This is a genomic window from Allobosea sp. BK604, assembly GCF_004341515.1.
Lineage (GTDB): Bacteria > Pseudomonadota > Alphaproteobacteria > Rhizobiales > Beijerinckiaceae > Allobosea.
Genome location: NZ_SLZF01000011.1, coordinates 32,393 through 55,995 on the forward strand (window position 1 = coordinate 32,393; position 23,603 = coordinate 55,995).

Sequence of the window (23,603 nt, forward strand, 5' to 3'; positions counted from 1 at the left end):
GATGGCGGCCTGAGCCAGTATTTCCATCTCTATTCGTTCAGTCGGGGACAGGCGCATTGCGTCGTCTCCATCGATCTGGAGTCGGTCCCGTCCGGGGGCCGAATGACCGACATGTCTATTCGCAACCAAACGGAGCGGCAGGAGCCGTTCCGGGCCGTTCTCGGCTTCACTTTCGGGCACTGGGCGCGTCAGCCCGGGTCCGTTGCCTTCGTCGGCGGCTCGATGATGCTCGCCACCATGGCCGATCTGTTCATGCCGCTCTATGCCGGCCACCTCGTCGATGCCGTGACGCGGCAGGGTGCCGGCGCGCTCGATGCGGCGCTGCTGGCGCTCGGCGCGATGCTCGCTCTTGGCGCGGTCGGCGTGCTGTTCCGCCATCTCGGCTTCATCGGCATCACCGGCATGACCCTGCGCACGATGAGCGATACGGCGCAGGAATCCTTCGCGCGCCTGCAGCGCTTCTCGACCGACTGGCACGCAAATAACTTTGCCGGCTCGACAGTGCGCAAGATCACGCGCGGCATGTGGGCGCTCGACCTGCTGACCGACACGATCCTGATCGCGCTCCTGCCTTCGCTGGTCGTGCTCATCGGCACGACGGCGCTGCTGGCCTGGCATTGGCCGGCGATGGGCCTCGTCGTCTTCATGGGCGCGCTGATCTATGTCGGCGTCACCGTGACGCTGTCGCTAAAGTTCGTCGCGCCGGCGGCGCGGCTGGCCAATAGCTGGGACACGCGTGTCGGCGGGGCGCTCGCCGACGCGATCTCGTGCAACCCGGTGGTCAAGGCCTATGGCGGCGAGCTTCGGGAAGATGCGCGGCTCGCGACCGTGATGGCGAAATGGGCGTTGAGGACGCGCCGCACCTGGGTGAGGGGCACGACCTCGGGCACGGCGCAGCAATTCGTGCTGCTCGCCTTGCGCGCCTCGGTGATCGGGCTCGTCATCTGGCTCTGGGCCAATGGCCAGGCGACGCCGGGCGATGTCGCCTTCGTGCTGACCAGCTACGCCGTCGTGCATGGCTATCTGCGCGATGTCGGCCAGCACGTGCACAACCTGCAGCGTTCGGTGAACGACATGGAGGAGCTCGTTGCGATGCATGCCCAGCCCTATGGCGTGCCGGATCGCAAGGGGGCGAGCGCGATGGTGGTCGATGCCGGCGAGATCGCCTTCGAGCGCGTGACCTTCCATTACGGCGGCCATGCCGAGCCGCTCTACCGCGACTTCTCCTTGAAGATCGCGGCGGGCGAGAAGGTCGGGCTCGTCGGGCGCTCGGGTTCCGGCAAGACGACCTTCGTCAAGCTGGTGCAGCGGCTCTATGACGTGACGGATGGGCGCATCGCCATCGATGGGCGCGATATCGCCGAAGCGACGCAGGCCTCGCTGCGCTCGCAGATCGCGATAGTGCAGCAGGAACCCGTACTGTTCCACCGCTCGCTGGCGGAGAACATCGCCTATGGAAAGCCGGGTGCCTCGATGGCGCGGATCATCCAGGCGGCGAAGCTCGCCAATGCGCATGAGTTCATCATGCGCCTGCCCAAGGGCTATGCCACGCTCGTCGGCGAGCGCGGTGTCAAGCTCTCGGGTGGCGAGCGACAGCGCGTCGCCCTGGCCCGCGCCTTCCTGGCCGATGCGCCGATCCTGATCCTGGACGAGGCGACCTCGAGCCTCGATTCGGAATCGGAGGCGCTGATCCAGGAGGCGATCGAGCGGCTGATGCAGGGCCGCACCACGATCGTCATCGCGCACCGGCTCTCGACCGTGCGGGCGATGGACCGGATCCTGGTCTTCGACCGCGGCAAGGTGGTCGAGGAGGGCAGCCACGAGGCGCTGCTCACCCGCGAGAACGGCGCCTATCGCGCGTTGTTCGAGCGCCAGGCCAGCGAGATGGCGAAGGGGCTGGCAGCCTGAGGCGGCGCGAGCCGGAAACAGAAGGGGCCGCGACGAGCGGCCCCTTTTTATTGCGCCTTCACGCGCTCAGGTGGGCTGCTGCTGCAGATGATGATGTCGAGATGCTGTCGGATGCCGAGTGTCAGGGCTTGTCGGCCGGCCGGCGAGGGGGGCGTGCCGGTGTGATGTCGGGCGCGGCCGCCCTAGGCCTGACTCCCTGGACCGGTCCCGGTGGCAGCGCTTCGGTCAGATCCTGGTTCAACGGCTTCGGATCGAGGCTCGGCTTGCTCAGAAATCGATTCATCGCGGCGACGTAAGTCTCCGGCAGCGCCCAATCTTTGGCGCTGGCGATGACGGTCTCCATATAGCCAGGCCGCGCCTTGCCGATCGAGCCGCTGCGGCCGACATAGACCAGCGCCCGCTTGGCGCCGCCTTGGACGATGACCGGCTGGTTGATCTTGACATAGAGCCCGCTGGCGATGTCCTCGAACTTGTCCAGCGTTCGGATGTCGCCGAGCGAGCAATCCCAGAGCACGCCGTGGACGGTCTCGCGCGGATCGCGGATCACCGAAGCATAGCCGTCGCTCGTGACGATGAAGCGATGTCGCGGCAGCCGGGCAAGGCCGAGTGCGCGCGAGTTCGGGCAGCGCTGCGCCATGCCGGTTATGTCCATGTTGAGCCCGTAGGCGAAGTAGAGGGGCATGGCTGCGCTACACTATGCTCGGAAACACCACCGTCATGCTCGATTTCGTGCCGAGCATCCACGTCTTGAACACTACCCCGCACCCAGGGAAGACATGGATGGTCGGGACAAGCCCGCCCATGACGGAAAGGGCAAGGGTCACTTCGTCTTGTTGAACAGTTCTCGCCCGATCAGCATGCGCCGGATCTCGCTGGTGCCGGCGCCGATCTCGTAGAGCTTGGCGTCGCGCAGCAGGCGGCCGGTCGGGTAGTCGTTGATATAGCCGTTGCCGCCCAGGAGCTGGATGGCGTCGAGCGCCATCTGCGTCGCCTTCTCGGCCGCGATCAGGATAGCGCCGGCGGCGTCCTCGCGGGTGGTCTCGCCGCGGTCGCAGGCTTTGGCGACGGCATAGACATAGGCCCTGCACGAGTTCATCGCGACATACATGTCGGCGACCTTGCCCTGGACGAGCTGGAACTCGCCGATCGACTGGCCGAACTGCTTGCGCTCGTGGATATAGGGCAGCACCACATCCATCGCCGCCTGCATGATGCCGAGCGGCCCGGCGGAGAGCACGACGCGCTCATAGTCCAGCCCCGACATCAGCACGTTGACGCCGCGGCCGACCTCGCCGAGCACGTTCTCCTCCGGCACCTCACAGCCGTCGAAGACGAGCTCGCAGGTATCCGAGCCGCGCATGCCGAGCTTGTCGAGCTTCTGCGCCGTCGAAAAGCCCTTCATGCCCTTCTCGATCAGGAACGCGGTGATGCCCCGCGAGCCGGCGCTCGGATCGGTCTTGGCGTAGACGACCAGCGTCTCGGCGACCGGGCCGTTGGTGATCCACATCTTGTTGCCGGTGATGACATAGCGGTCGCCCTTCTTCTCGGCCCGCGTCTTCATCGAGACGACATCGGAGCCGGCCCCCGGCTCGGACATGGCGAGCGAGCCGACATGCTCGCCCGAGATCAGCTTGGGCAGGTATTTTGCCTTCTGCGCGGCATTGCCGTTGCGGGCGATCTGGTTGACGCAGAGATTGGAATGGGCGCCATAGCTGAGCCCGACCGAGGCCGAGGCGCGCGAGACCTCCTCGATCGCGACGACATGCTCGAGATAGCCGAGGCCGGCGCCGCCATCCTCCTCCTTCACGGTGATGCCGTGCAGACCGAGCGCGCCCATTTGCGGCCAGAGGTCGATCGGGAACTGGTTGCTGCGGTCGATCTCCTCGGCGCGCGGGGCGATCTTCTCCTGCGAGAAGGAGTGGACCGTGTCGCGGATCGCGTCGGCGGTCTCGCCGAGGTCGAAATTGAACGGGCGCGGGGCATTGGCGAGCATGATGGCCTCCCGGATGTCGTTTGAGCGCGTGGGCGCAGCCTTGCCAGCGTTATAGCGCGGTTTGCGGCGCTGTCAGGCTCACCGAAGGTCGGCCCCGGATGGGAGAGGGCGCACGGCTCTTGCTTTCCCCCTGCGGGAGCTTGCTTCTCCCCTTGCGGGAGAAGGTGGCGCGCAGCCCCGGGTGAGGGGCGCACCGATCTTTCCGATGTCGGGTCCACTGCCTGCGAATATAGGATGCGTCGCGCGACCCTCATCCGTCTCGGCTTCGCCGAGCCACCTTCTCCCGCAGGGGGAGAAGGTAAGCTCCCGCAGGGGAGAGGAAAGCTGCGGCGATGTGGCGGCTTCCATATCCTACCCTGGAGGATAGGATATGGTCATGAGTCACCACCTCGATCCCGATATCCTGAAACGCCTGCGCCGAGCGCAGGGGCATCTCGACACCGTCGTGAAGATGGTCGGGGCGGGGCGGGACGTGCCCGATGTGGTGCAGCAGCTCCAGGCGGTCGAGAAGGCCCTTGAGAAGGTCAAGATGCTGCTGATCTTCGACCATATCGACCATCACCTGTTTGAGACCTCGGGGCCGCAGACGCCCGAGGCGCGCAAGTCGATCGAGGGGCTGAAGGCCCTGACCAAGTATCTCTAGGACCAGGTATCTCAGGGAGCGGAGACCAGCATGACCGATACGGCCCATCTCTCGCCCCGGCACGAGCATGTCTTCCTCGGCGCCGGCCATGAGGAGAACGAGCGCCGGACCTGGCTCGTCATCGCGCTGACCGCGGCGATGATGGTCGGCGAGATCGTGGCCGGCACGCTCTTCGGCTCGATGGCGCTGGTCGCCGACGGCTGGCACATGTCGACCCATGCGGCGGCGCTGGCGATCGCGGCCTTCGCTTATCGCTTCGCCAGGCAGCACGCGCGCGACCCGCGCTTCACCTTCGGCACCGGCAAGCTCGGCGATCTCGCGGCCTTTGCGAGCGCGCTGGTGCTGGCGCTGGTCGCGCTGTTCATCGGCGTCGAGTCGGTGTTCAGGCTGTTCCAGCCGGTGCCGATCGTCTTCGGCCAGGCGATCGCGGTCGCGGTGCTCGGTCTCGTCGTCAATCTGGTCAGCGCCTGGCTGCTCGGCGGTGGGCACGCGCACGGGCCTGGCCATGATCATGGCCACGATTACAATGGCCACCATCACCATGGTGACCACCATGGACATGGTCATCATCACGGCCATGACCACGCCCATGCCTCTTCCGGGCTGAATCGCGACCACAATCTGCGTGCCGCCTATCTGCATGTGCTGGCCGATGCCTTCACCTCGGTGCTGGCGATCGCCGCGCTGCTCGGCGGCAGCCTCGTCGGCTGGGTCTGGCTCGATCCGGTGATGGGTATCGTCGGCGCGCTGGTGATCGCGCATTGGTCGCTCGGGCTGCTGCGCGCCTCGGGCGCGGTGCTGCTCGATACAGTCCCCGATCGGAATCTCGCGGCGAAGATCGGCGAACGTGTCACCGCCGATGGCGCCGAGGTCGCGGACCTGCATCTCTGGCAGGTCGGCCCCGGCCATTGCTGCGCCATCGTCTCGGTGGTCGCGGCCGAGCCGAAGCCGCCCGCCGCCTACAAGGCGCTGCTCGCCGGGTTGCCCGGCCTGTCGCATGTCACCGTCGAGGTGAACCCCGCCGCCGCGGCTGCGGCCTGAGCCGCGGATCAGCGGCCGATGATGCCGCGGTTGCGCAGAAGGTACAGCGTCAGCATCGAGGCGGCGAGACAGGTCAGGGTGACGATCGCGGCGCCGGCATCCTCTTCGACCCAGGGGAGGCCTTTCACGTTGATGCCGAACAGGCCGGTGATGAACGTCGCGGGCAGGAAGAGCGCAGTCAGGATCGAGAGCACATAGAGCTGCCGGTTGGTTTGATTGGCGGAGCTCGCCGCGATCTCGTCCTGGAGCAGTCGCGCGCGATCCTGGATCGCCTGCACGTCCTGGTAGAGCGTGTCGACGCGCAGCAACAGGCGGGTGGCGCACGTTCGGACGTCTTCGGGCGCTGAGCGTCCGGATGGTGTCTCGGCGAAGCGGCGGAACAGCAGATGGAGCCCGCTGAGCTGGCGGCGCAGCTGCACGGCCGTGCGGCGGACGGTGCCGACCCGCGACGGGCCGTCCCTCAGCCGGTCGAGCAGGATCTGGTCCTCGATGCTGTCGGTCTCATCCGCCAGGCGCACGACCGCGTCGGTGACGTCGTCGATGAGATATTCGATGATGTGCTCGAAGAGCTCGGCCGGCGAACCGATCCGCTCCCCGGCATTGACAGCATCGGCCGCCTTGCGGATCGACTGCAGCGCCTCGCGCCGGCCGGTCAGCAGGAAGTGTTCGCCCACCGCCCAGAACAGTGCGCCGACATTGTCGGTGCGGTCGACGATATCGCGGGTGATGTCGTGGGCGATGCCCCAGGCCTGGCTCGAGGAATGGTCGAGCCGCTGGTGGGTCTCGCGGGAGAGGAGAAGCTCCCGGGCCGCGGGGCGCAGTTCGCTCTGCTCGTTGATCCAGGCCTGGGCCCTGGTGTGGACGAGGTCGAGATGCAGCCAGGTGAAGCCGATCTCGGGCGAAAGGCCTGGCAGTTGCTCGCGCGGGACTTGCGTGGCGACGCCATCGGCATCGAAATGATAGGCCCAGACGATGCCTGTCTGCGATTGCAGATCGTTCATTCGGAACGGCTGCCTGTCCATGAGTTCTGGCCTTGTCGGACTGTGGACCGACCGGCAAGGGGTAAGCCCCGCGCCGGTGCGGCGCGGGGCGGATTAGCCGTTCAGAACACGGCGCGCAACACCACGAAGAGCGTGCCGGAGATCAGGATGGCGCAGGGCAGGGTGAGAACCCAGGCCATCAGCAGGTTGCGGACCGTCGACATCTGGAGCCCGGACTTGTTGGCCGCCATGGTGCCGGCGACGCCCGAGGACAGGATATGTGTCGTCGAGACCGGCAGGCCGTAATTATCGGCCGCGAAGATGGTCGCGGCGGCGACCAGCTCAGCCGAGGCGCCTTGGGCATAGGTCAGGTGCGTCTTGCCGATCTTCTCGCCGACGGTGACGACGATGCGCTTCCAGCCGACCATGGTGCCGAGACCGAGCGCCAGGGCGACGACGACCTTGACCCAGAACGGGATGAACTTGGTGGCGTTGTCGAGTGAGCTCTTGAAGGACTGCATCACCTTGAGATCGTCGGGCGTGAAGATCTTCTCTTCCTTCTTGTCGGCCACGAAGATGAAGCGCAGCGCCTCGGAGGCGAGGTACATGTCGTTGCGGGCGTTGCCGACCGCAGCGGCCGGGAACTTCGCGGGCGAGCCATAGGTCTCGATCGTCTTGACGATCTCGCGGGTCAGGGCTGCCAGCGCCGGGAAGGTCGATTCATTGATCTGGCGCTCGGCGACATAGCGCGTGACGATCGGGCGCGGATCGCCGAGGATCTGGTGGCCGCCGGCCTTGGCGTCGATCACGGCGCTGGCCGCGATCGCGGTCTGGCGGAAATTGTTCAGGTCCGCCGGCGAGATCGCGCGGTTGAGCGCATAGGCGGTGGGCGCGCAGCCGATCAGGATCAGCATGATCAGGCCCATGCCCTTCTGGCCGTCATTCGAGCCATGCGCGAAGGAGACGCCGGTGCAGGTGGCGACGAGCAGGCCGCGAATCCAGAGCGGGGGCGGCTTGTTGCCCTTCGGCTCGGAGTAGAGCTCGGGGTTCTTGATCAGGACCTTGATGGTCAGGAAGAGCAGGGCCGCGGCGATGAAGCCGACGAGCGGCGAGAGCAGCAGCGAATAGCCGATCTCGACCGCCTTCGACCAATCGACGCCGGAGGTGCCGTTATTCGCGCCGAAGAGCTGGTTGGCGAGGCCGACGCCGATGATCGAGCCGATCAGCGTGTGCGAGGACGAGGCTGGCAGGCCGAGCGCCCAGGTGCCGAGATTCCACAGGATCGCGGCGATGAGCAGCGCGAAGACCATGGCGAAGCCGGCGCCGGAGCCGACATTCAGGATGAGCTCGACCGGCAGCAGCGAGATGATGCCGAAGGCGACGGCGCCGGTGGAGACCATGACGCCGAGGAAGTTGAAGAAGCCCGACCAGACGACCGCGAAGTTGGCCGGCATCGCGTTGGTGTAGATCACCGTGGCGACGGCGTTGGCGGTGTCGTGGAAGCCGTTGACGAACTCGAAGCCGAGCGCGGTCAGGAGCGCGATGCCGAGCAGGATGAAGGGCAGCCAGGTCGTCGTCGGCATGCCGGCGGAGCTGATGTCCTGGTAGAGGCTGAAGACCATGTAGCCGAGGCCAATGGTGAGGACGGCCGCGAAGGCGACCATCGCAAGCAGGCTTTTCGGCGATTCAAGCTGCGGTTTTCCTGCGCCCGGCTCATGGCCCTGGCTGCTGTCAAGCGTCATACTGGTCATGGAAACGGTCCCCGAACCCTCGTGGAGGTGCGGGGAAGCTGAGCCAGTTTGCCGACAATCTGATGACGATTTCGCAGTTGCGAGAAAGTCGTTTCAAAATGTCAAGCGATGATTGACGCAGAGATCTACGACTTTAGTCTTACTACCTGGAGCATTCGCGCCTGATTCGACTTCAAAGTATAGACTAATCTGCCTCGCTGCTTGCAATCGAGCCGGTCACCCGTGGATCGCGCGCGCCGTGCCGGCCGGGCACGCGGCCCGGCGGCAGGAGCCGGATCGGAACATTGTCAGCTGCCTTGGCCGCGGGAGCCTGGCTTGGCCGCGCCGGCGGCTTGCGGGTCACGGCGACCTTCGGCTCGTCGCCATGCCATTTGCGCGCGCCGATATCGAAGCGGCCCTGGCGCCAGGCGGCGAATTCATGCTCGGAGCCGAAGAAGGCGTTGCGGTCGACATCGCCGGTGATGCCCGGCACGCGGCCGGTCGTGGTGAATTGCCAGAACTCCCATTGCTCGCGGTTATAGCGATGGCGCAGCGGCGCCGCGGTCGAGCGCAGCCAATAAGGATAATCGTTGAACTCGCCCTCGAGCACGTCCTCGTGGAAGGTGATGTCGGTATAGATGATCGGCTTCTTGCCGGTATGGGCCTGGAGCCCATGAAGCATCTCGCGGATCTTGGCGAGCGCCTTCTCGCGCGAGATCTTCTTGCCGCACTTCTCCGAATGGCCGTTCCATTCGACGTCGAGCACCGGGGGCAGGGCGTCCGGATCGCGCGGGATGTGGCGCTTGAACCAGCGCACCTGGTCCTTGGCCGGGCGGCACCACCAGACGAAATGATAGGCGCCGCGTGCGACGCCGGCCTTCTTCGCCTCGCTCCAGTTGCGGCGGAAGCTCGGATCGAGATGGTCGCCGCCTTCTGTCGCCTTGATGAACGCGAAGCGCGTGCCGGCGTCCTTGACACTCTGCCAGTCGATCTCGCCCTGCCAGCGCGAGACGTCGATGCCCTGGATCGCCTTGCGGCGGGCGTCGCGCACGCCGTGATGCGGATCGGCATCGCCCTTCTTGGGGTAGAGCGCCAAGGCCGACCCCGCACAGGCGAGGGTGAGGCCAAGGATCGCGAGGATACGGGGCAGAATTGTCGTTGTTAAAGTCGTGCGCACCTGCACCGGCTCCTTCTGTCCGGGATCAGTGGTGCGGGGGCAGGGTTAAGGCGCGGTTAGCAATCGCTCGGATGCGAGGGATCGGCTTCAGCCTTGGTTAACCGGCGGGCCCGGTGGGTGCGCCGGCTCAGGATCGTGACGGGACGGAGCGCCTTTACTCGGCCTCGCCGGTTTCGGCGTAGGCTTGGCTGACATGCAGCGAAGACGCCATCGGCGTGAGCGCGCCGGGGATCGTCGCGACCATCGGTTCGTCCGGCGCCGGCGTGCGCTCGGGGCCCGGGCTCGGCTGCGGCGGCACCGAACGGCGCTTGTCCCAGCTCAGCGTGCCGATGTCGTATTCGCCATTGACCCAGGCGGCGAAGTCGCGCTCGGAGCCGTAGAAGGCGTTGCGATCGACATCGCCCTTGATGCCCGGGACGCGGCCAGTGGTGGTGAACTGCCAGAAGGCCCAGCGTCGGCTGCTGTAGCGGGCTTCGGGCTTCGCGGCGGTCGAGCGGATCCAGTAGGGATACTCGTTGAACTCGCCTTCCAGCACGTCCTTGTGAAAGGTGATGTCGGTATAGATGATCGGCTTCTTGCCGGTGAGCTGCTCGAGCTCGGTCAGCATCAGCTTGATCTTCTCGAGCGCAAGCGACCGGTCGATTTTCTGCGGGCAGGTCCGCGAATGGCCGTTCCATTCGACATCGAGCACCGGCGGCAGGGCGTCCGGGTCGTTCGGGATGTGCTGCTTGAACCAGACAGCCTGCTCATGGGCCGGCCGGCACCAGTAGACGAAATGGTAGGCGCCGCGCATCACGCCGTGGCGGCGGGCGGCTTCCCAGTTCCTCTGGAAGGCTGGGTCGACATGGTCGCCGCCCTCGGTCGCCTTCATGAAGGCGAAGCGGGTGCCTGCGGCCTTGACCGAGGCCCAGTCGATATCGCCCTGCCAGCGCGAGATGTCGATGCCGTGGATGGGATAGTTATGCGCTGCCGCGACGCCCGGATGCGGGCGCGCGTCGCCCTTCTGCGGATAATTGTCGAGCGCGACGCAGCCGCCCAGAGCGGCAAACGCGGTCGCGGCCAGAAAAGGGATCAGTTTGGGGCGGAACATGCGGCGGGCGATCATCTCGTGGACAATTACGGAGAAAAATTGACGGCCGGTTTACGTTACCAGGACTCCAGTTTCCTGTTTTGACGCAGTCTCGCCACGCGGGGCGCGGTCGGCATCGCCCGGAGGATGCTTCCGGACGCTTATTTCAGGCCGAGCAACAGCGTGGCGATGCCGAGAAAGGCGAAGAAGCCGACCACATCAGTCACTGTCGTCACGAATGTCCCGGAGGACACCGCCGGATCCACCCCGAACCGCTCCAGCAGAACCGGGATGGCAACCCCCGCCAATCCGGCGGCGAGGAGATTGATGATCATCGCGACGCCGATGACAAGCCCTAATCCGACATGAGAGAACCAGATTGCTGCCACAATCCCGGTAATCAGCGCGAAGGCGAGGCCGTTGAGCGCCGCCACAATCAGCTCGCGCGTGAAGAAACGCCGGACGTTCCAGGCGCCGAGTTCCTGCGTCGCGAGCGCGCGCACCGCGACCGTCATGGTCTGCGTCGCGGCGTTGCCGCCCTGGCTGGCGACGATCGGGGCGAGGATGGCGAGCGCGACGAGCTGGGAGAGCTGCGCCTCGAACAGGCCCATCACAGCCGCGGCCAGGAAGGCCGTCAGCAGGTTGATGAAGAGCCAGCGGAAGCGGCTCCTGGCGATCTGGGCGACCGGGTCCGACAATTCTTCGGCCGCGTCGACGCCGCCGAGCTGCTTGACGTCGTCGTCTGCCGCCTCCTCGATGACGTCGACGACATCGTCGATGGTCATCACGCCGACCAGCCTTCCAGCATCGTCGATCACCGGGGCGGCGACGAGGTTATAGCGCTGGAACTGGCGCGCCACGTCCTCGAGATCCTCGGTCGCCCGGACGACGCGGCGATCCTCCTCCAGCAATTGCGAGATCGGCACCGGCCGCTTGGTGCGCAGCAGATGGTCGAGCCGGACGGTGCCGACGAAATGATGCGCCGGGTCGGCGACGAAGATCTCGAAGAAGCGCTCGGGCAGGTCGGCCGTCTCGCGCAGGTAGTCGATAGTCTGGCCGACCGTCCAGAAGGGCGGCACGGCGATGACCTCGCTCTGCATGCGGCGGCCGGCCGTGCCTTCGGGATAGTCGAGGCCCTGCTGCAGCGCAATACGCTCGGCCGGCGAGAGATGCTCCAGCACCTCCTGCTTGTCGGCCTCGTCGAGGTCCTCGAGAATGTAGACGGCGTCGTCGGTGTCGAGCTCGCGCACGCCCTCGGCGACGGTCTCGGGCGAAAGCTCTTCGAGAATCTCCTCGCGGACGGCGTCGTCGACCTCGGTCAGCGCGGTGAAGTCGAAATCCGAGCCGAGCAGCGAGATCAGCCGCGGCCGCTCATCCGGGTCGAGCGCTTCCAGCAGCGCGCCGAGATCGGCCTCGTGCATATCCGCGACGATGGCGCGCAAGGTCGTGAGATCGGAGAGCAGGACGGCCTGCGAGACCTCCTCGACCAGGCGCAGATCGATGGCGCCTTCCTCGTCTCGGATCACGCGGACCGGCGTCAGGGGGCGATCGGGAGCGCTATCGGCTTCGACCATCCGTCGGGCTCCGCGATTCGAGGTTGGGGGCAGGGCTCTTTTGTCAGCCGCATCCCGCCGTGGCAACGCAGCATGACGCTTTCGCGGCGATATCTTGTCCGGAAGCGTGGCCTCTGCCGCGAAACGAAAAACGGCGATCCGTGAGGATCGCCGTTTGACGAGGCTTCAGCCTGAATCTGGTGCGGTCAAGAGGACTCGAACCTCCACGGGTCTCCCCGCTACCACCTCAAGGTAGTGCGTCTACCAATTCCGCCATGACCGCAGCGGCTCAGAAATCTTGCCGCAGCGATGCGGCTCACTCCGGAGCGGCGCGGGTCTAGCAAATCGAATCCGCGGCCACAAGAGTGCTGACGAAGGAAATGTGACTTATGCCGCTTCGGCGATCGTCTCGGAGCTGTAAACGGTCGGCCGCTTCAGCATCTCGGTGACCTCGACGGCGATGCGCGTGCCGTTGACGACGACATGGCCGCGCGCGAACGGATGATTGTTGGCGAGGATCTGGACCTCGTCATTCTCGCTGGCATTGAGCTCGATGATGGCGCCGCGGCCCATGCGCAGCAATTTGTAGATCGGCATCTGGGCGGAACCCAACACCACGGTCAGTTCGACTCCGACGAGATCGAGATCAGCCTTCAAGTTTTCTCTCCCAGAGCCGGATGACTTCGGATGGGATCCGAAGTCTGAATCCGTCTCTCACTAAAAAATTGGGAACGTGATGTCGTCCGAAAACCGCTTCGCACTTTTCGGCATCACGCTCACACCCTACTTGCGAATTCCACCAACGGAACTTGCCAGCCTGCCGGCTTGGGCGCATGAGCCTGCCGGTCGGTGGGCCGGGCGCTGCCGGTTAGCGATCGTTGAACAAACAGGGTTAACGCGGCGTGAAGACACGAGAGGCGCTTTCGGTTTCGTTCCTGCCGCAGCCCGGCGCGGAGCCGGTCGAATGGGTGATCGGCGAGGGGCTCGTCGGCTATGACGAGGCCGTGGCGGAGATGGAGGCGCGTGCGGCACTGATCGCCGACGGCAAGGCGCGCGAGCGCGTCTGGCTGATCGAGCATCCGCCGCTCTACACCGCCGGCACCTCGGCCCGCGACGAGGACCTGACCCAGCCAGAAAGACTGCCGGTCTATCGCAGCGGTCGCGGCGGGCAATTCACCTATCACGGCCCTGGCCAGCGCGTGGCCTATGTCATGCTCGACCTGAAGCGGCGCGACCCGGACCTCCGGCGATTCGTCGCCGCGCTCGAGGCCTGGCTGATCGGCACGCTCGACGGTTTCAACATCCGCGGGGAGCGGCGCGAGGACCGCGTCGGCGTCTGGGTGCGCCGGCCCGAGAAGGGGGCGGAGGCCGAGGACAAGATCGCCGCGATCGGCATTCGGGTGCGGCGCTGGGTCTCGTTCCACGGCATCTCGCTCAATGTCGAGCCGGAACTCTCGCATTTCGAGGGCATCGTGCCGTGCGGCGTCAGCGACCAGGGCGTGACGTCGCTGGTCGATCTCGGCCTGCCGGTGACGATGCCGGAGGTCGATTCGATGCTGCGGGCCGAGTTCGAGCGGGTCTTCGGGGCAACCGTCGCGATCTGAGGATTCGCGAATCCCGTTCTGTGCATCCGCGCCGGTTGGCCTTTTGCGCTGGTCGCGCCATAACCCGGCACAGAGATATCCGCTGGGAGTGCGCGCCGTGCCGGTCATCGAGAGCAAGATCGATCTGAATTCCGCCGAGACGCGCGCCAATGCCGAAGCCTGGGCCGGCCTGCGCGCCGAACTGGGCGAACGCCGCGCCACCGCCGCTCTCGGCGGCAATGCCAGGTCGCGCGATCGCCATACGGCCCGCGGCAAGCTCCTGCCGCGCGAGCGCGTCCTGCGCCTGCTCGATCCCGGCTCTGCCTTCCTCGAGATCGGCGCGCTCGCCGCCTTCGACATGTATGAGGGCGATGTCCATGCCGCCGGGATGATCGCCGGCATCGGCCGCGTCGCCGGTCGCGAGGTGATGGTCGTCTGCAACGATGCCACGATCAAGGGCGGCACCTATTACCCGATGACGGTGAAGAAGCACCTGCGCGCCCAGGAGATCGCGCGCGAGAACAGGCTGCCCTGCATCTATCTGGTCGATTCGGGCGGCGCCAACCTGCCGCATCAGACCGAGGTCTTCCCCGACCGCGAGCATTTCGGCCGCATCTTCTACAACCAGGCGACGCTTTCGGCCGAGGGCATTCCGCAGATCGCCGTGGTGATGGGCTCCTGCACCGCCGGCGGCGCCTATGTCCCGGCCATGTCGGACGAGACGGTCATCGTCCGCCGCCAAGGCACGATCTTCCTCGGTGGCCCGCCTTTGGTGAAGGCTGCGACCGGCGAGGTCGTCTCGGCCGAGGATCTGGGCGGGGCCGATGTCCATGCCCGGCTTTCGGGCGTAGCCGACCACTATGCCGGCGACGACACCCATGCGCTCGCCATCGCGCGCCGCATCGCCGCAAATCTGAACAGCGTCAAATCACCGGATATCGACATCGCCGAACCGGTCGAGCCCGCCTATGACCCGGCCGAGCTCGAGGCGGTCGTCCCGACCGACCTCAAGAAGCAATACGATATCCGCGAGGTCATCGCCCGGCTGGTCGACGGTTCGGAATTCGACGAGTTCAAGCGGCTCTACGGCACGACGCTGGTGACGGGCTTCGCCCGGATCCACGGCATTCCGGTGGGCATCATCGCCAATAACGGCATCCTGTTCTCCGAGAGCGCGCTCAAGGGTGCGCATTTCATCGAGCTCTGCTGCCAGCGCCGCATTCCGCTGCTCTTCCTGCAGAACATCACCGGCTTCATGGTCGGCCGCGATGTCGAGACGCGCGGCATCGCCAAGGACGGGGCTAAGCTCGTCACGGCGGTCGCCTCGGCGCGGGTGCCGAAGATAACGGTTCTGGTCGGCGGCTCGTTCGGCGCCGGCAATTACGGCATGTGCGGCCGGGCGTATTCGCCGCGCTTCCTCTTCGCCTGGCCGAATTCGCGCATCTCGGTGATGGGCGGCGAGCAGGCGGCGAGCGTGCTCGCGACCGTGCGCCGCGACAATATCGAGGCCGAGGGCAAGAGCTGGAGCGCGGACGAGGAGGAGGCCTTCAAGGCGCCGATCCGCTCGAAATACGAGGAGGAGGGCTCGCCCTACCACGCCACGGCGCGGCTCTGGGACGACGGCATCATCCTGCCCTCGGAGACCCGCCGCGTGCTCGCGCTCGCCTTCTCGGCGACGCTCAATGCCGAGGTGCCGCAGACCCGATTCGGCGTATTCAGGATGTAGGATTCCGTCTTTCCTCGTGCAGATCGAGACGGCCGGCTAAAGCATTTCCGCGTTTCTCCGAATCGCGAATATTCTCTAACCCTTTGTTTTGACGCATTTTCTTCATGCGAACCGGGATCCACTTCGCTCGAAAATGCTCTGCGACGGGGCGCCGATTGGGCGCCCCGTTTTGTTTGATGCGCGCTACGCGGCTCGGCTCAGACGAAGCGGAAATCGTCCTGCGCGAGGCTGGCGAGTTGGACGCCCTTCAGCGTCAGCGAAGTGTCGGCGTCGATCGTGAACACCGTGTCCGAGCCGACCTGCGCGGCCTTGGCGATAGCGGCGCCGAAATCGGCGAAGACGGCGTCGTCGAATTCCAGCACGTCCGAGCTCGAGCCCGTCGTCTTGAAGTCGCTGATCGTGTCCTTGCCGAAGCCCGCCGCGAAGGCGAAGACGTCGTGGCCCGAGCCGCCCGTGAGCAGGTCGTTGCCGGCCCCGCCCGCGATGCGGTCGTCGCCCGAGCCGCCGTCGACGACGTCGTTGCCCGCGCCCGCCGTGATGACGTCGTTGCCCGAGCCGGCGTCGATGGAGTCGGTCCCTTCGCCGCCATCGACGGTGTCGTTGCCCGAACCGCCCACGAGGCTGTCGTCGCCAGCGCCACCGGCGACGACGTCGTCGCCCGAACCGCCATCGAGCGTGTCGTTGCCCTCAGCGCCCGCGAGCTGGTCATTGCCGGCGCCGCCCTTGAGCGTGTCGTTGCCGGCGCCGCCGTCGAAGATCTCGTTACCGTTGCCGCCCATGAGCACGTCGTCACCGGCGCCGAAGCGGAAGGCCTCGATTCCGGTGAAGCCGTCGGTGCCGATGCCGGCGCCCGAGACCTGGCCAGTTGCGAGATTGAGGCTGATCGCGCCGGTGGCGTCGGAGAGGTCGAGCGTGTCGAAGCCCGCGCCGCCCTTGATGATGTCGTCGCCGGCGCCGCCGGAGAGCACATCGTCGCCGGCGCCGCCGTCGATCGTGTCGTTGCCGGCGCTGCCGTGGAGGATGTTGGCGGCGTCGTTGCCGATCAGCGTGTCGTCGCCCTTGCCGCCGATGACGTTCTCGATGTCGATGAGCGTGTCCGCGCCGGCATCATCGCCGTAGGCTTCGCCGGTCGAAAGATCGACGGTGACCCCGGCCGTATCGCTGAGGCCAGCCAGATAGGAGACGGTGTCGATGCCATCGCCACCGTCGAGCTCGTCGTCACCGACGCCGCCAACCAGCAGGTCGTCGCCTTCGCCGCCGATCAGAGCGTCATCGCCCGAGCCGCCGAAGAGCTGGTCGTTGCCGGCCCCGGTATCGACGGTGTCGTCGCCTGCGTCGCCGAAGGCCACGTCGTTGCCGTCGCCGGTCTCAATGGTGTCGTCGCCGGCCATTGCGTAGATCTGGTCGTCACCGTTCGTGCCGGAGATCTCGTCGTCGCCGGTGGTGCCGTAGGCGACCTTGACGCCATCGATGTTCGCGAGAGCCGTGCGGGCGGTGTTGGTCTCGTCGACGAAGACGCCATCGACGCCCATGTCGATGAGGCGCTGGATCTGGGCCTGCGTGCCCTGGATCGTCCAGGTGACGACTTGCAGACCGGCAGCGTGCGCGGCGGCGACGCCCGCCGCGGTGACGGCGGCCTGGTTCGGCGCAATGATGTCGGCATAGGTCGCGGTGTCCGCGATGGTCGCCGCGCTCATGCTGTAGCCGAGGAAGGCGAGCGGCAGGTCGACGCCAAATTGCGGCATGATCGTCTCGTGCAGCATCTTCAGGTTGGCTGACGAGAAGCTCTGGATCACGACGCGGTTCGGATCGGTGAAGTCATGCGCGATCAGCTCGCGGACGACGGCCTCGCTGGTCGCATAATTGGTGTTCTTGGTCTCGGGGATGATGCCGAGCTCACGACCGGTCTCGATCGACATCTGCTTCACGAGCTCGATGACTTCGCCGAAGGTCTGCAGGGCCGGCTCGAGAGCCTTGGCCTCGGCATAGGTCAGGTTGGAATAGTTGTGGTTGTCGTGGCTGACGACCAGCACGCCATCCTTGGTCAGCCAGAGATCCGGCTCGATAACGTCAGCGCCCCAGTTGGCGGCCCAGACATGGGCTTCGCGCGAGTGGTCGGGATAAGGATTGCTGCCGCGATGAGCGTATAGTGTGATGTTGGGCATAGTATGGTCTCCGCAATAAAAGAGTATTCGTGCACCAATTGTGCAACGAGAGCACGGTTTTTGGTTGGATATAGCGAGCCGGCTTCAGTTGCTGGCTGCTGATATTGTCGCTAATGGCCGATCATGACGTAATATTAACAAATCGTTGACATGCGCGCCTTTCGTCGTACGACCTCCCTCCGGCCTGGCGTGGCGCCGATCACGCGCGCAAAAAGCCAGCGCGTTCGGCTACAGCATCGGTGGGAAGGATCCGGCTCGGTCCCCGTCTTCGGCACCGGGTCGACGGCCTTCTCGGCTGCCTCTTCCTCTCGACGTTAACTTTCTGTTAAGAGTTTCGGGATTCCTTTCCGGTGAGACCGGTCCGCCGCCTGTGGCAGCCCAAATCCCGTAATCAGGAGGTTGCCGCATGAAGCGGGCCGTGATCGCTGCGAATGCCGACCATTCCATCGGGAAGAGACGTCACAAACGTAAAGCGATTCCGCTTCTGATCTTATTGGCTGCACCGGCTCTGGGTGCCTGCAGCATGTCGCCCGTCGAGACTGCCGCGACGTCGAACCCGGCGGTCAAGGAACCGCGAGAGGCCCGCAAGCGCGCCATCGCCCTGGCGAAGGCCGATCCGCGCGAGAAGGAATGCCTCATCCGCGCGATGTATTTCGAATCGAACCGGTCGAGCGAGGCGGGGCTGCTCGGCGTCGGCACGGTCGTGCTGAACCGGGTGGAATCGCCGCGCTATCCGGAGACGATCTGCGGTGTCGTCGGCGCACCGCGCCAGTTCGCCTCGGGCGTACTGACACGTCCGATGGCTGCGCGTGACCTGCCGAAGGTCGAGGCCGCCGCGGAAGATATCCTCAACGGAAAGCGCAACGAGGCGGTCGGCGCGGCCAAGCATTTTCATATGGCCGGCATGCGCTTCTCCTACACCAACATGCACTACATGACGGTGGCCGGCGGCAACGCCTTTTATGTGAAGGGCGAGCGGCCCGAGCGGCGGCGCATCGAGGAGCCGAGCTATCAGCTCGCTGCGGTTTCCGAGCCTGCGCCCGTCGTCACCCGTTCCTCGACGATGCCGACCTCCTTCACCAATGCGCCGCTGGCTTTCGCGCCGACAGCTCCCGCTGCGGCGGCGGCCACGCCGGCAAGTCAGGCTTCGAAGCTCGTCAACAAAGCGCTGCTGCCGCCCAGCCGCCCGTTCGATCTGGGCCTGCGCACGAAGACGGCAGCCGCCTTCATCGCACCGCCGCGGCGCGACGCCCGCCTGGCGGCGCTGATGCCCGATTCCCGCGGCCTTCGCGGCAGCGTGCCGCTGAACTGAGTCGCGCTGAGGCCTGGAGCGCTGCTAGCGCTTAGGGCTCACGCTGCCGCGACAACACCGGCCGAGCCTGCGATCTCGACCCGGTTCCGTCCCAGCGCCTTCGCCTGATAGAGTGCGCGGTCGGCTGCTGAGAGTAGCGCGGGCAGGTCGTTGCGATCGGGTTTCGTCTCGGCGACGCCGACGCTGAGGGTGACCTCGATGCCCGGCCCATCCTGACGCGCAGCCTCGGCGGTGAAGCGTGCCGAGACGGCTTCGCCGAGCTGTCGTGCCGCCTTGCAGCCCAGGCCGGGCAGCAGGATGACGAATTCCTCGCCGCCGAGCCGGGCGACGATCCCGTCCGGTCCGGCCATGTCCCGCGCCACGCCGGCGAAGAGCTTCAGCACCTCGTCGCCGACGCCATGGCCGTAGCGGTCATTGATCGCCTTGAAATGATCGAGGTCGATGGCGAGCAGCGAGACCGGCCGATCGGCGCCCCTCCGCAGGAGAATCTTCGTGCCCTGCTCGAAGAAGCCCTGCCGATTGCCGAGGCCGGTGAGGAAGTCGGTGCGGGAGGCCGTGAGCAGCTGGGCCTGATATTCCTCGCGGATCAACGCCAGGAAAGCCATCGGCATGGCCATTGAATAGAGCACGGCTTCATACATCGTCGCCTTGGCGAAGATCGGCAGCAACCGCTCGCCATAGGCTGCGACGAGAATGGGCGAGACGACGATGCGCAACACGTAGAACAGGCTGTGGCAGGCGAAGACCGCGACCGCGACCGGCCGGGAGCGCAGATGGCGGACCGTGCCGCTGTGCCAGAGGGTCCAGGCCGTCAGGCCGCTGATCAGTGCGATCGGGAAGGCCGAGACGTGGTTCCACAGGATGTCGGTATAGGCCGCGCCGGCGATCGCCCAGCCCAGCACGACAAGCGCAACGATGAGCGCGTATCGGTATCGGAGCGCGCGAACGGGCCCGTCCAGCCTGGCCGCGCCGTGCCAGACCATCGTGTAGCCGACCACCATCACGAGGTTTGTCAGGGCCCAGCCGGCCGGGCCGGGAAACTCGCGGCGGTTCATCGCAAGAACGCAGCCGATCGCGAAGACGAGATAGCTCGCCGCCCAGATGCCGAGCTGACGCGAGCGATGACCATGGGCCTGACGCTCCCATAGCGTCATCGCCGCGCCAATCAGCAGCGTTCCAATGGTCAGATACCAGAGGGTCGGCAGGTCCATCTGAATCGACGCCAAGCAGGTAACGGGGTTCCCTTGCGGGGTTTCACTCTCCCGCCCAACGTTCAACAAACAGGTTAAGCGTGCGTGATCGCGCGCCGAAGATCGGGGATCCGAGGCGTCGCTGCGACGATCGGTCTTTGGGTGGTCGAGCCGGCACGGGACCGTTGCGCCGGCAGTCCGCTCAGTTGGCGTACCAATCCCCCGGATGCACGCCATCGCGCCGCTCGCCGGCCTTCACCGTCACGGCGATCGGCTTGTGCGAGGGGCATTTGATGTCGAGCCCGCAGGTGACGAACTCCGAGTAATAGGCCGGTGGGCCGTCCCATTCCGCCGTGGTGGCGTGGACATGATAGCTGCCCGGCGGCACCTTGAGTTCGTAGCGCGTGACGCGGCCGCGCCTGGTCTTTCGTGAGGTGCAGATCCCCTCGCGCGTCAGCAGCGAGATGGCGCAGATGCGCAGGTCCTGCGGGATATGGTCGCTCGGATAGGAGAGCTCGCCGCTGATCGTCGCCGACGGGCTCTGGGCCTGGGTGATACCGGCCGAGAGGCCGAGCAGGAGGAGGACGAGGGCGGGGCGGATCATGACAGGGTGAAGGCCTCGTGCACCGCGCTCTGCACGCCGCCGCCCATGATCGGGCCGCCGCCGGCGACATGGATCGCGTCGCCCACCAGAGCGGCGCCGAGGCCGTGGCGCGGCGTCAGCATCGGAGCGTATTGCTCCCAGCTGTCGCCCGCTGGGTCATAGGCCTCCATCTGGCCGAAGACCCGGTTTGTGCCTTCACCGCCCATGATGAAGACCTTGCCGCGATAGAGCACCGCGCCATGGCCGGAGCGTGCCGTCGGCAGCGGGTTCTTCATCGCCCAATTGTCGGTCGCCGGATCGTAGGCATGGTGCAGGTTCGAGTTCGTATGGAACGAGTCGACGCGGCCGCCGATGACATGGATGAGCGAGCCGATGACCAGAGTGCCGGTATGGTCACGGGCGGTCGGCATCGGCGCGCGGCTCTCCCATTTATCGGCCTTGGGATCGTAGGTGAGGTGCCAGTCGATCGAGCGCTTGGTGTCGAACGTGTCGCCGATGGCGCCGCCGATGACATGCAGCTTGCCACCGAGGCCGACCACCGCGGCGGAGCCGACCGGGCGGGGCAGCGGCGCGATCTCCGTCCATTTGTCGGATGCCGGTTCCCAGGTGAAGCAGCGCGGATGCGGCTTGCGGTTCTGCTCGAGGAAGCCGCCAATGGCGTAGAGCTTGCCGTCGAGGAAGGCGACGCCGACATGGTTGGCGCCCAATGGCAGCGGCGCGCCATCGCGCCAGCGATTCTCGGCCGCGACATAGACATGGTGATAGGGCCGGTCGACGCGCTGCTCGGCATAGCCGCCGACGATATGCATCTGGTCCTGATGGGCCGTGGCCCAGGCCATTTCCGAGCGCGGCATCGGCAGGGCCGGCTTCTCGCTCCAGCGGCCGGGATTGACGGCCTTGGGGGCGGGGGAATCGAAGACGTTCTGCGTCGTGGCGAGCGCAGGCTTCGGGATGCGTCCCGGCTCGTTGAGACGCTCATAGGCGCCGCCATGGTGCTCATGGCCGGGCTGCTGGGCGAATGCGGGCAGGGCGGCGAGGCCAGCGGCACCGGCGATGAAGCGGCGGCGGTCGAGTGCGGTCATGGCGTTCTCCCCTTGGTTTGCTTCAGCTTATTGTGGCTGCGGATCGTGACAAGCGCTCCGCTTGGCGCGTGCCTTCTGCGCGCTGACTGCTCTTCCGTATGCTGTATACGCTGCTAAGGTCGCGGCCCCTTTCAACATTGGCTTTTCAAGAAATCACGAGGACACGCATGGCTGGGCACAACAAGGTCGCCATCATCACCGGAGCGGGCTCGGGCGTCGGCCGAGCCGTCGCGATCGCCTTCCTGAAGGACGGCTACAAGACCGTCCTCGCTGGCCGCCGGGCCGATGCGCTCGACGAGACGATCAAGCTCTCCGGCGCCCCGGTCGAGCAGGCGCTGGCGGTGCCGACGGATGTGACCAAACCCGACTCGGTCAAGGCGCTGTTCGCCGCCTGCAAGGACAAGTTCGGCCGGCTCGACGTCCTCTTCAACAATGCCGGCGTCAATGCGCCGGGCGTGATGCTGGAGGACCTCTCGCTCGAGCAATGGCAGGCGGTGGTCGACACCAACCTGACCGGCCCGTTCCTGTGCACGCAGGAAGCCTTCAAGCTGATGAAGGACCAGAGCCCGCGCGGTGGCCGCATCATCAATAACGGCTCGATCTCGGCCCATGCGCCGCGGCCGAACTCCGTCGCCTATACCGCGACCAAGCACGCCATCACCGGCCTGACCAAGACCGCCTCGCTCGACGGGCGCAAATACGACATCGCCGTCGGCCAGGTCGATATCGGCAACGCGCTGACCGAGATGGCGCAGCGGATGACGCAAGGGGTGCCGCAGGCGAACGGCAAGATCGAGGTCGAGCAGGTCATGGACGTGAACCATGTCGCGACCTCGGTGCTGCACATGGCGAGCCTGCCAATCGAGGCGAATGTGCTGTTCCTGACGGTGATGGCGAGCAAGATGCCGTTCGTCGGCCGCGGCTAGAGACCGCCTGTGAAATCTACTGGCGTGGCCGTCTGACGCGGCTGACGTCATTGCGAGCGCAGCGAAGCAATCCAGGGCAGCGCGCTACGACCCCTGGATTGCTTCGTCGGCTGCACCTCCTCGCAATGATTGTGGGTGGCTTGCGCCTTGCGCGCTTTGCGTGACAGTGGACGCTTCCTGCCGGGGAGCGTCCTTTTTTGTCGGTGCTTGATTCGTCTCAGTCAGGTGAGGACGTGGATGGTCGCCGCGAGGGCGGCCGTGCCGGCGAGCCTGGCCATGCCGGCTTCGTCGCGGCTTCCGTCGCCCGCGCCTACCGGCTGACGATCTGGGGCATCGCGCTCGGCATCCTGATCTTCGCCGGCAATGTCGTGCTCTGGGCGCTGGCCGTCGGCAATAACCAGCTCTTCAAGGACGGTGTCGACTGGGTCTACGACGTTGCGCTCTATGGCATCGCGGCGGTGGTGTTCGGCCGCGACGAGCGGGCCGAGCGGCTCGCGGCCTTCGCCATCGGCGGCGTCATGACGGTCGCGGGATTTCACACGCTCTACGATCTCTGGGACAAGTTCCAGCGGCCGCGGCCGATCGAGATCTGGGCGCTGGAATTCTCGGCGGCGAGCGCGATCGTCATCGCCATCCTGATCATCGGCGTGCTCTGGCGCTTCCGGCGCGAGGAAAACCCGGTGATCAAGGCGACCTGGCTGTCGAGCCGCAACGATCTGGTCTCGACCACCGGCTTTGCGATCGTCGGACTGGTGGCGCGGGTCTTGCCGGTGCGCTGGCCGGAATACCTGTTCGACCTCGTCGTCGCCGCCATCTGCTTCCAGGCGACCTGGGCGATTTGGAAAGCCGCGCGGCCGGATGCGCGCAACAACACAGCGACAGGCGCCACTGGCCCGCTATAAAGGCGACAACAAGCCGAGG

At 66.1% G+C, this 23,603-nt stretch carries 20 protein-coding genes and 1 tRNA gene; 8 read left to right on the forward strand and 13 right to left on the reverse strand.

Annotated elements, in window-relative coordinates; genetic code table 11:
• Window positions 1-111 precede the first annotated feature (111 nt).
• Entirely contained in the window at window positions 112-1,908 is a 1,797-nt protein-coding gene (locus tag EV560_RS28465; RefSeq protein ID WP_131859230.1) for an ABC transporter ATP-binding protein, read from the forward strand.
• 121 nt (window positions 1,909-2,029) lie between these two features.
• On the opposite strand, the gene EV560_RS28470 is transcribed toward EV560_RS28465, so the two are convergent.
• Complete coding sequence (locus EV560_RS28470) at window positions 2,030-2,590, reverse strand: gamma-glutamylcyclotransferase family protein (protein ID WP_131859231.1); 561 nt, start codon at window positions 2,588-2,590, stop codon at window positions 2,030-2,032.
• Window positions 2,591-2,728: 138 nt separating this feature from the next.
• Window positions 2,729-3,901 carry an isovaleryl-CoA dehydrogenase gene (locus EV560_RS28475; protein ID WP_131859232.1) on the reverse strand — a complete coding sequence of 391 codons (1,173 nt, stop codon included), beginning with the start codon at window positions 3,899-3,901 and terminating at the stop codon, window positions 2,729-2,731.
• Between the two features lie 376 nt (window positions 3,902-4,277).
• Here EV560_RS28475 and EV560_RS28480 point away from each other — a divergent pair, with 376 nt between their 5' ends.
• Both EV560_RS28480 and dmeF read left to right on the forward strand, forming a co-directional pair.
• Window positions 4,278-4,544: a metal-sensing transcriptional repressor gene (locus tag EV560_RS28480; RefSeq protein WP_131859233.1), complete on the forward strand. Its 267-nt coding sequence runs from the start codon at window positions 4,278-4,280 to the stop codon at window positions 4,542-4,544.
• 30 nt (window positions 4,545-4,574) lie between these two features.
• On the forward strand, window positions 4,575-5,585 hold the full coding sequence (gene dmeF, locus EV560_RS28485; RefSeq protein ID WP_131859234.1) for a CDF family Co(II)/Ni(II) efflux transporter DmeF: 1,011 nt from the start codon (window positions 4,575-4,577) through the stop codon (window positions 5,583-5,585).
• Window positions 5,586-5,593: 8 nt separating this feature from the next.
• Here the strand turns inward: dmeF and EV560_RS28490 are convergent, their stop codons facing one another.
• The 7 genes from EV560_RS28490 to EV560_RS28520 all read right to left on the reverse strand — a co-directional run bounded on the left by EV560_RS28490 (window position 5,594) and on the right by EV560_RS28520 (window position 12,751).
• Window positions 5,594-6,586: a CorA family divalent cation transporter gene (locus tag EV560_RS28490; protein WP_165923696.1), complete on the reverse strand. Its 993-nt coding sequence runs from the start codon at window positions 6,584-6,586 to the stop codon at window positions 5,594-5,596.
• 101 nt (window positions 6,587-6,687) lie between these two features.
• A complete protein-coding gene (locus EV560_RS28495) occupies window positions 6,688-8,316 on the reverse strand; it encodes an inorganic phosphate transporter (RefSeq protein ID WP_131859236.1) in 1,629 nt (542 codons plus the stop codon).
• Window positions 8,317-8,500: 184 nt separating this feature from the next.
• Window positions 8,501-9,478, reverse strand: coding sequence for a glycoside hydrolase family 25 protein (locus EV560_RS28500; protein ID WP_131859237.1), 978 nt, complete (start codon window positions 9,476-9,478; stop codon window positions 8,501-8,503).
• Window positions 9,479-9,626: 148 nt separating this feature from the next.
• Window positions 9,627-10,562 (reverse strand): glycoside hydrolase family 25 protein, encoded by a 936-nt coding sequence (locus EV560_RS28505; protein ID WP_248312242.1) that lies wholly within the window; start codon window positions 10,560-10,562, stop codon window positions 9,627-9,629.
• A 140-nt stretch (window positions 10,563-10,702) separates the two neighbouring features.
• Entirely contained in the window at window positions 10,703-12,115 is a 1,413-nt protein-coding gene (gene mgtE, locus EV560_RS28510; protein WP_131859239.1) for a magnesium transporter, read from the reverse strand.
• Between the two features lie 177 nt (window positions 12,116-12,292).
• A tRNA-Leu gene (locus EV560_RS28515) sits at window positions 12,293-12,377 on the reverse strand.
• A gap of 104 nt (window positions 12,378-12,481) precedes the next feature.
• Window positions 12,482-12,751, reverse strand: a complete 270-nt coding sequence (locus tag EV560_RS28520) for a FliM/FliN family flagellar motor switch protein (protein ID WP_131859240.1) — start codon at window positions 12,749-12,751, stop codon at window positions 12,482-12,484.
• 245 nt (window positions 12,752-12,996) lie between these two features.
• Here EV560_RS28520 and lipB point away from each other — a divergent pair, with 245 nt between their 5' ends.
• Together lipB and EV560_RS28530 are read left to right on the forward strand one after the other, a co-directional pair.
• Window positions 12,997-13,698 (forward strand): lipoyl(octanoyl) transferase LipB, encoded by a 702-nt coding sequence (gene lipB / locus EV560_RS28525; RefSeq protein ID WP_131859241.1) that lies wholly within the window; start codon window positions 12,997-12,999, stop codon window positions 13,696-13,698.
• A 97-nt stretch (window positions 13,699-13,795) separates the two neighbouring features.
• Window positions 13,796-15,403 (forward strand): carboxyl transferase domain-containing protein, encoded by a 1,608-nt coding sequence (locus EV560_RS28530; protein WP_131859242.1) that lies wholly within the window; start codon window positions 13,796-13,798, stop codon window positions 15,401-15,403.
• Between the two features lie 197 nt (window positions 15,404-15,600).
• Here EV560_RS28530 and EV560_RS28535 read toward each other — a convergent pair whose 3' ends face one another.
• Window positions 15,601-17,568 (reverse strand): glycerophosphodiester phosphodiesterase family protein, encoded by a 1,968-nt coding sequence (locus EV560_RS28535; protein WP_165923697.1) that lies wholly within the window; start codon window positions 17,566-17,568, stop codon window positions 15,601-15,603.
• A gap of 523 nt (window positions 17,569-18,091) precedes the next feature.
• Here EV560_RS28535 and EV560_RS28540 point away from each other — a divergent pair.
• A complete protein-coding gene (locus tag EV560_RS28540; RefSeq protein ID WP_131859243.1) occupies window positions 18,092-18,880 on the forward strand; it encodes a cell wall hydrolase in 789 nt (262 codons plus the stop codon).
• Window positions 18,881-18,918: 38 nt separating this feature from the next.
• Here the strand turns inward: EV560_RS28540 and EV560_RS28545 are convergent, their stop codons facing one another.
• From EV560_RS28545 to EV560_RS28555, 3 genes are all read right to left on the reverse strand, one after another.
• Window positions 18,919-20,091, reverse strand: a complete 1,173-nt coding sequence (locus tag EV560_RS28545; RefSeq protein ID WP_207908139.1) for a GGDEF domain-containing protein — start codon at window positions 20,089-20,091, stop codon at window positions 18,919-18,921.
• A gap of 181 nt (window positions 20,092-20,272) precedes the next feature.
• On the reverse strand, window positions 20,273-20,674 hold the full coding sequence (locus EV560_RS28550) for a hypothetical protein (RefSeq protein WP_131859244.1): 402 nt from the start codon (window positions 20,672-20,674) through the stop codon (window positions 20,273-20,275).
• Window positions 20,671-21,756: a Kelch repeat-containing protein gene (locus EV560_RS28555; RefSeq protein ID WP_131859245.1), complete on the reverse strand. Its 1,086-nt coding sequence runs from the start codon at window positions 21,754-21,756 to the stop codon at window positions 20,671-20,673. Before EV560_RS28555 ends, EV560_RS28550 begins: the two co-directional genes overlap by 4 nt.
• A gap of 167 nt (window positions 21,757-21,923) precedes the next feature.
• Between EV560_RS28555 and EV560_RS28560 the strand changes: the two genes are divergently transcribed.
• The gene (locus EV560_RS28560) at window positions 21,924-22,682 is read left to right on the forward strand and encodes an SDR family oxidoreductase (protein ID WP_131859246.1); all 759 of its coding nucleotides are present in this window, start codon (window positions 21,924-21,926) and stop codon (window positions 22,680-22,682) included.
• Between the two features lie 233 nt (window positions 22,683-22,915).
• The gene (locus EV560_RS28565; protein ID WP_131859247.1) at window positions 22,916-23,584 is read left to right on the forward strand and encodes a cation efflux transmembrane domain-containing protein; all 669 of its coding nucleotides are present in this window, start codon (window positions 22,916-22,918) and stop codon (window positions 23,582-23,584) included.
• The last annotated feature ends 19 nt before the right edge of the window (window positions 23,585-23,603 follow it).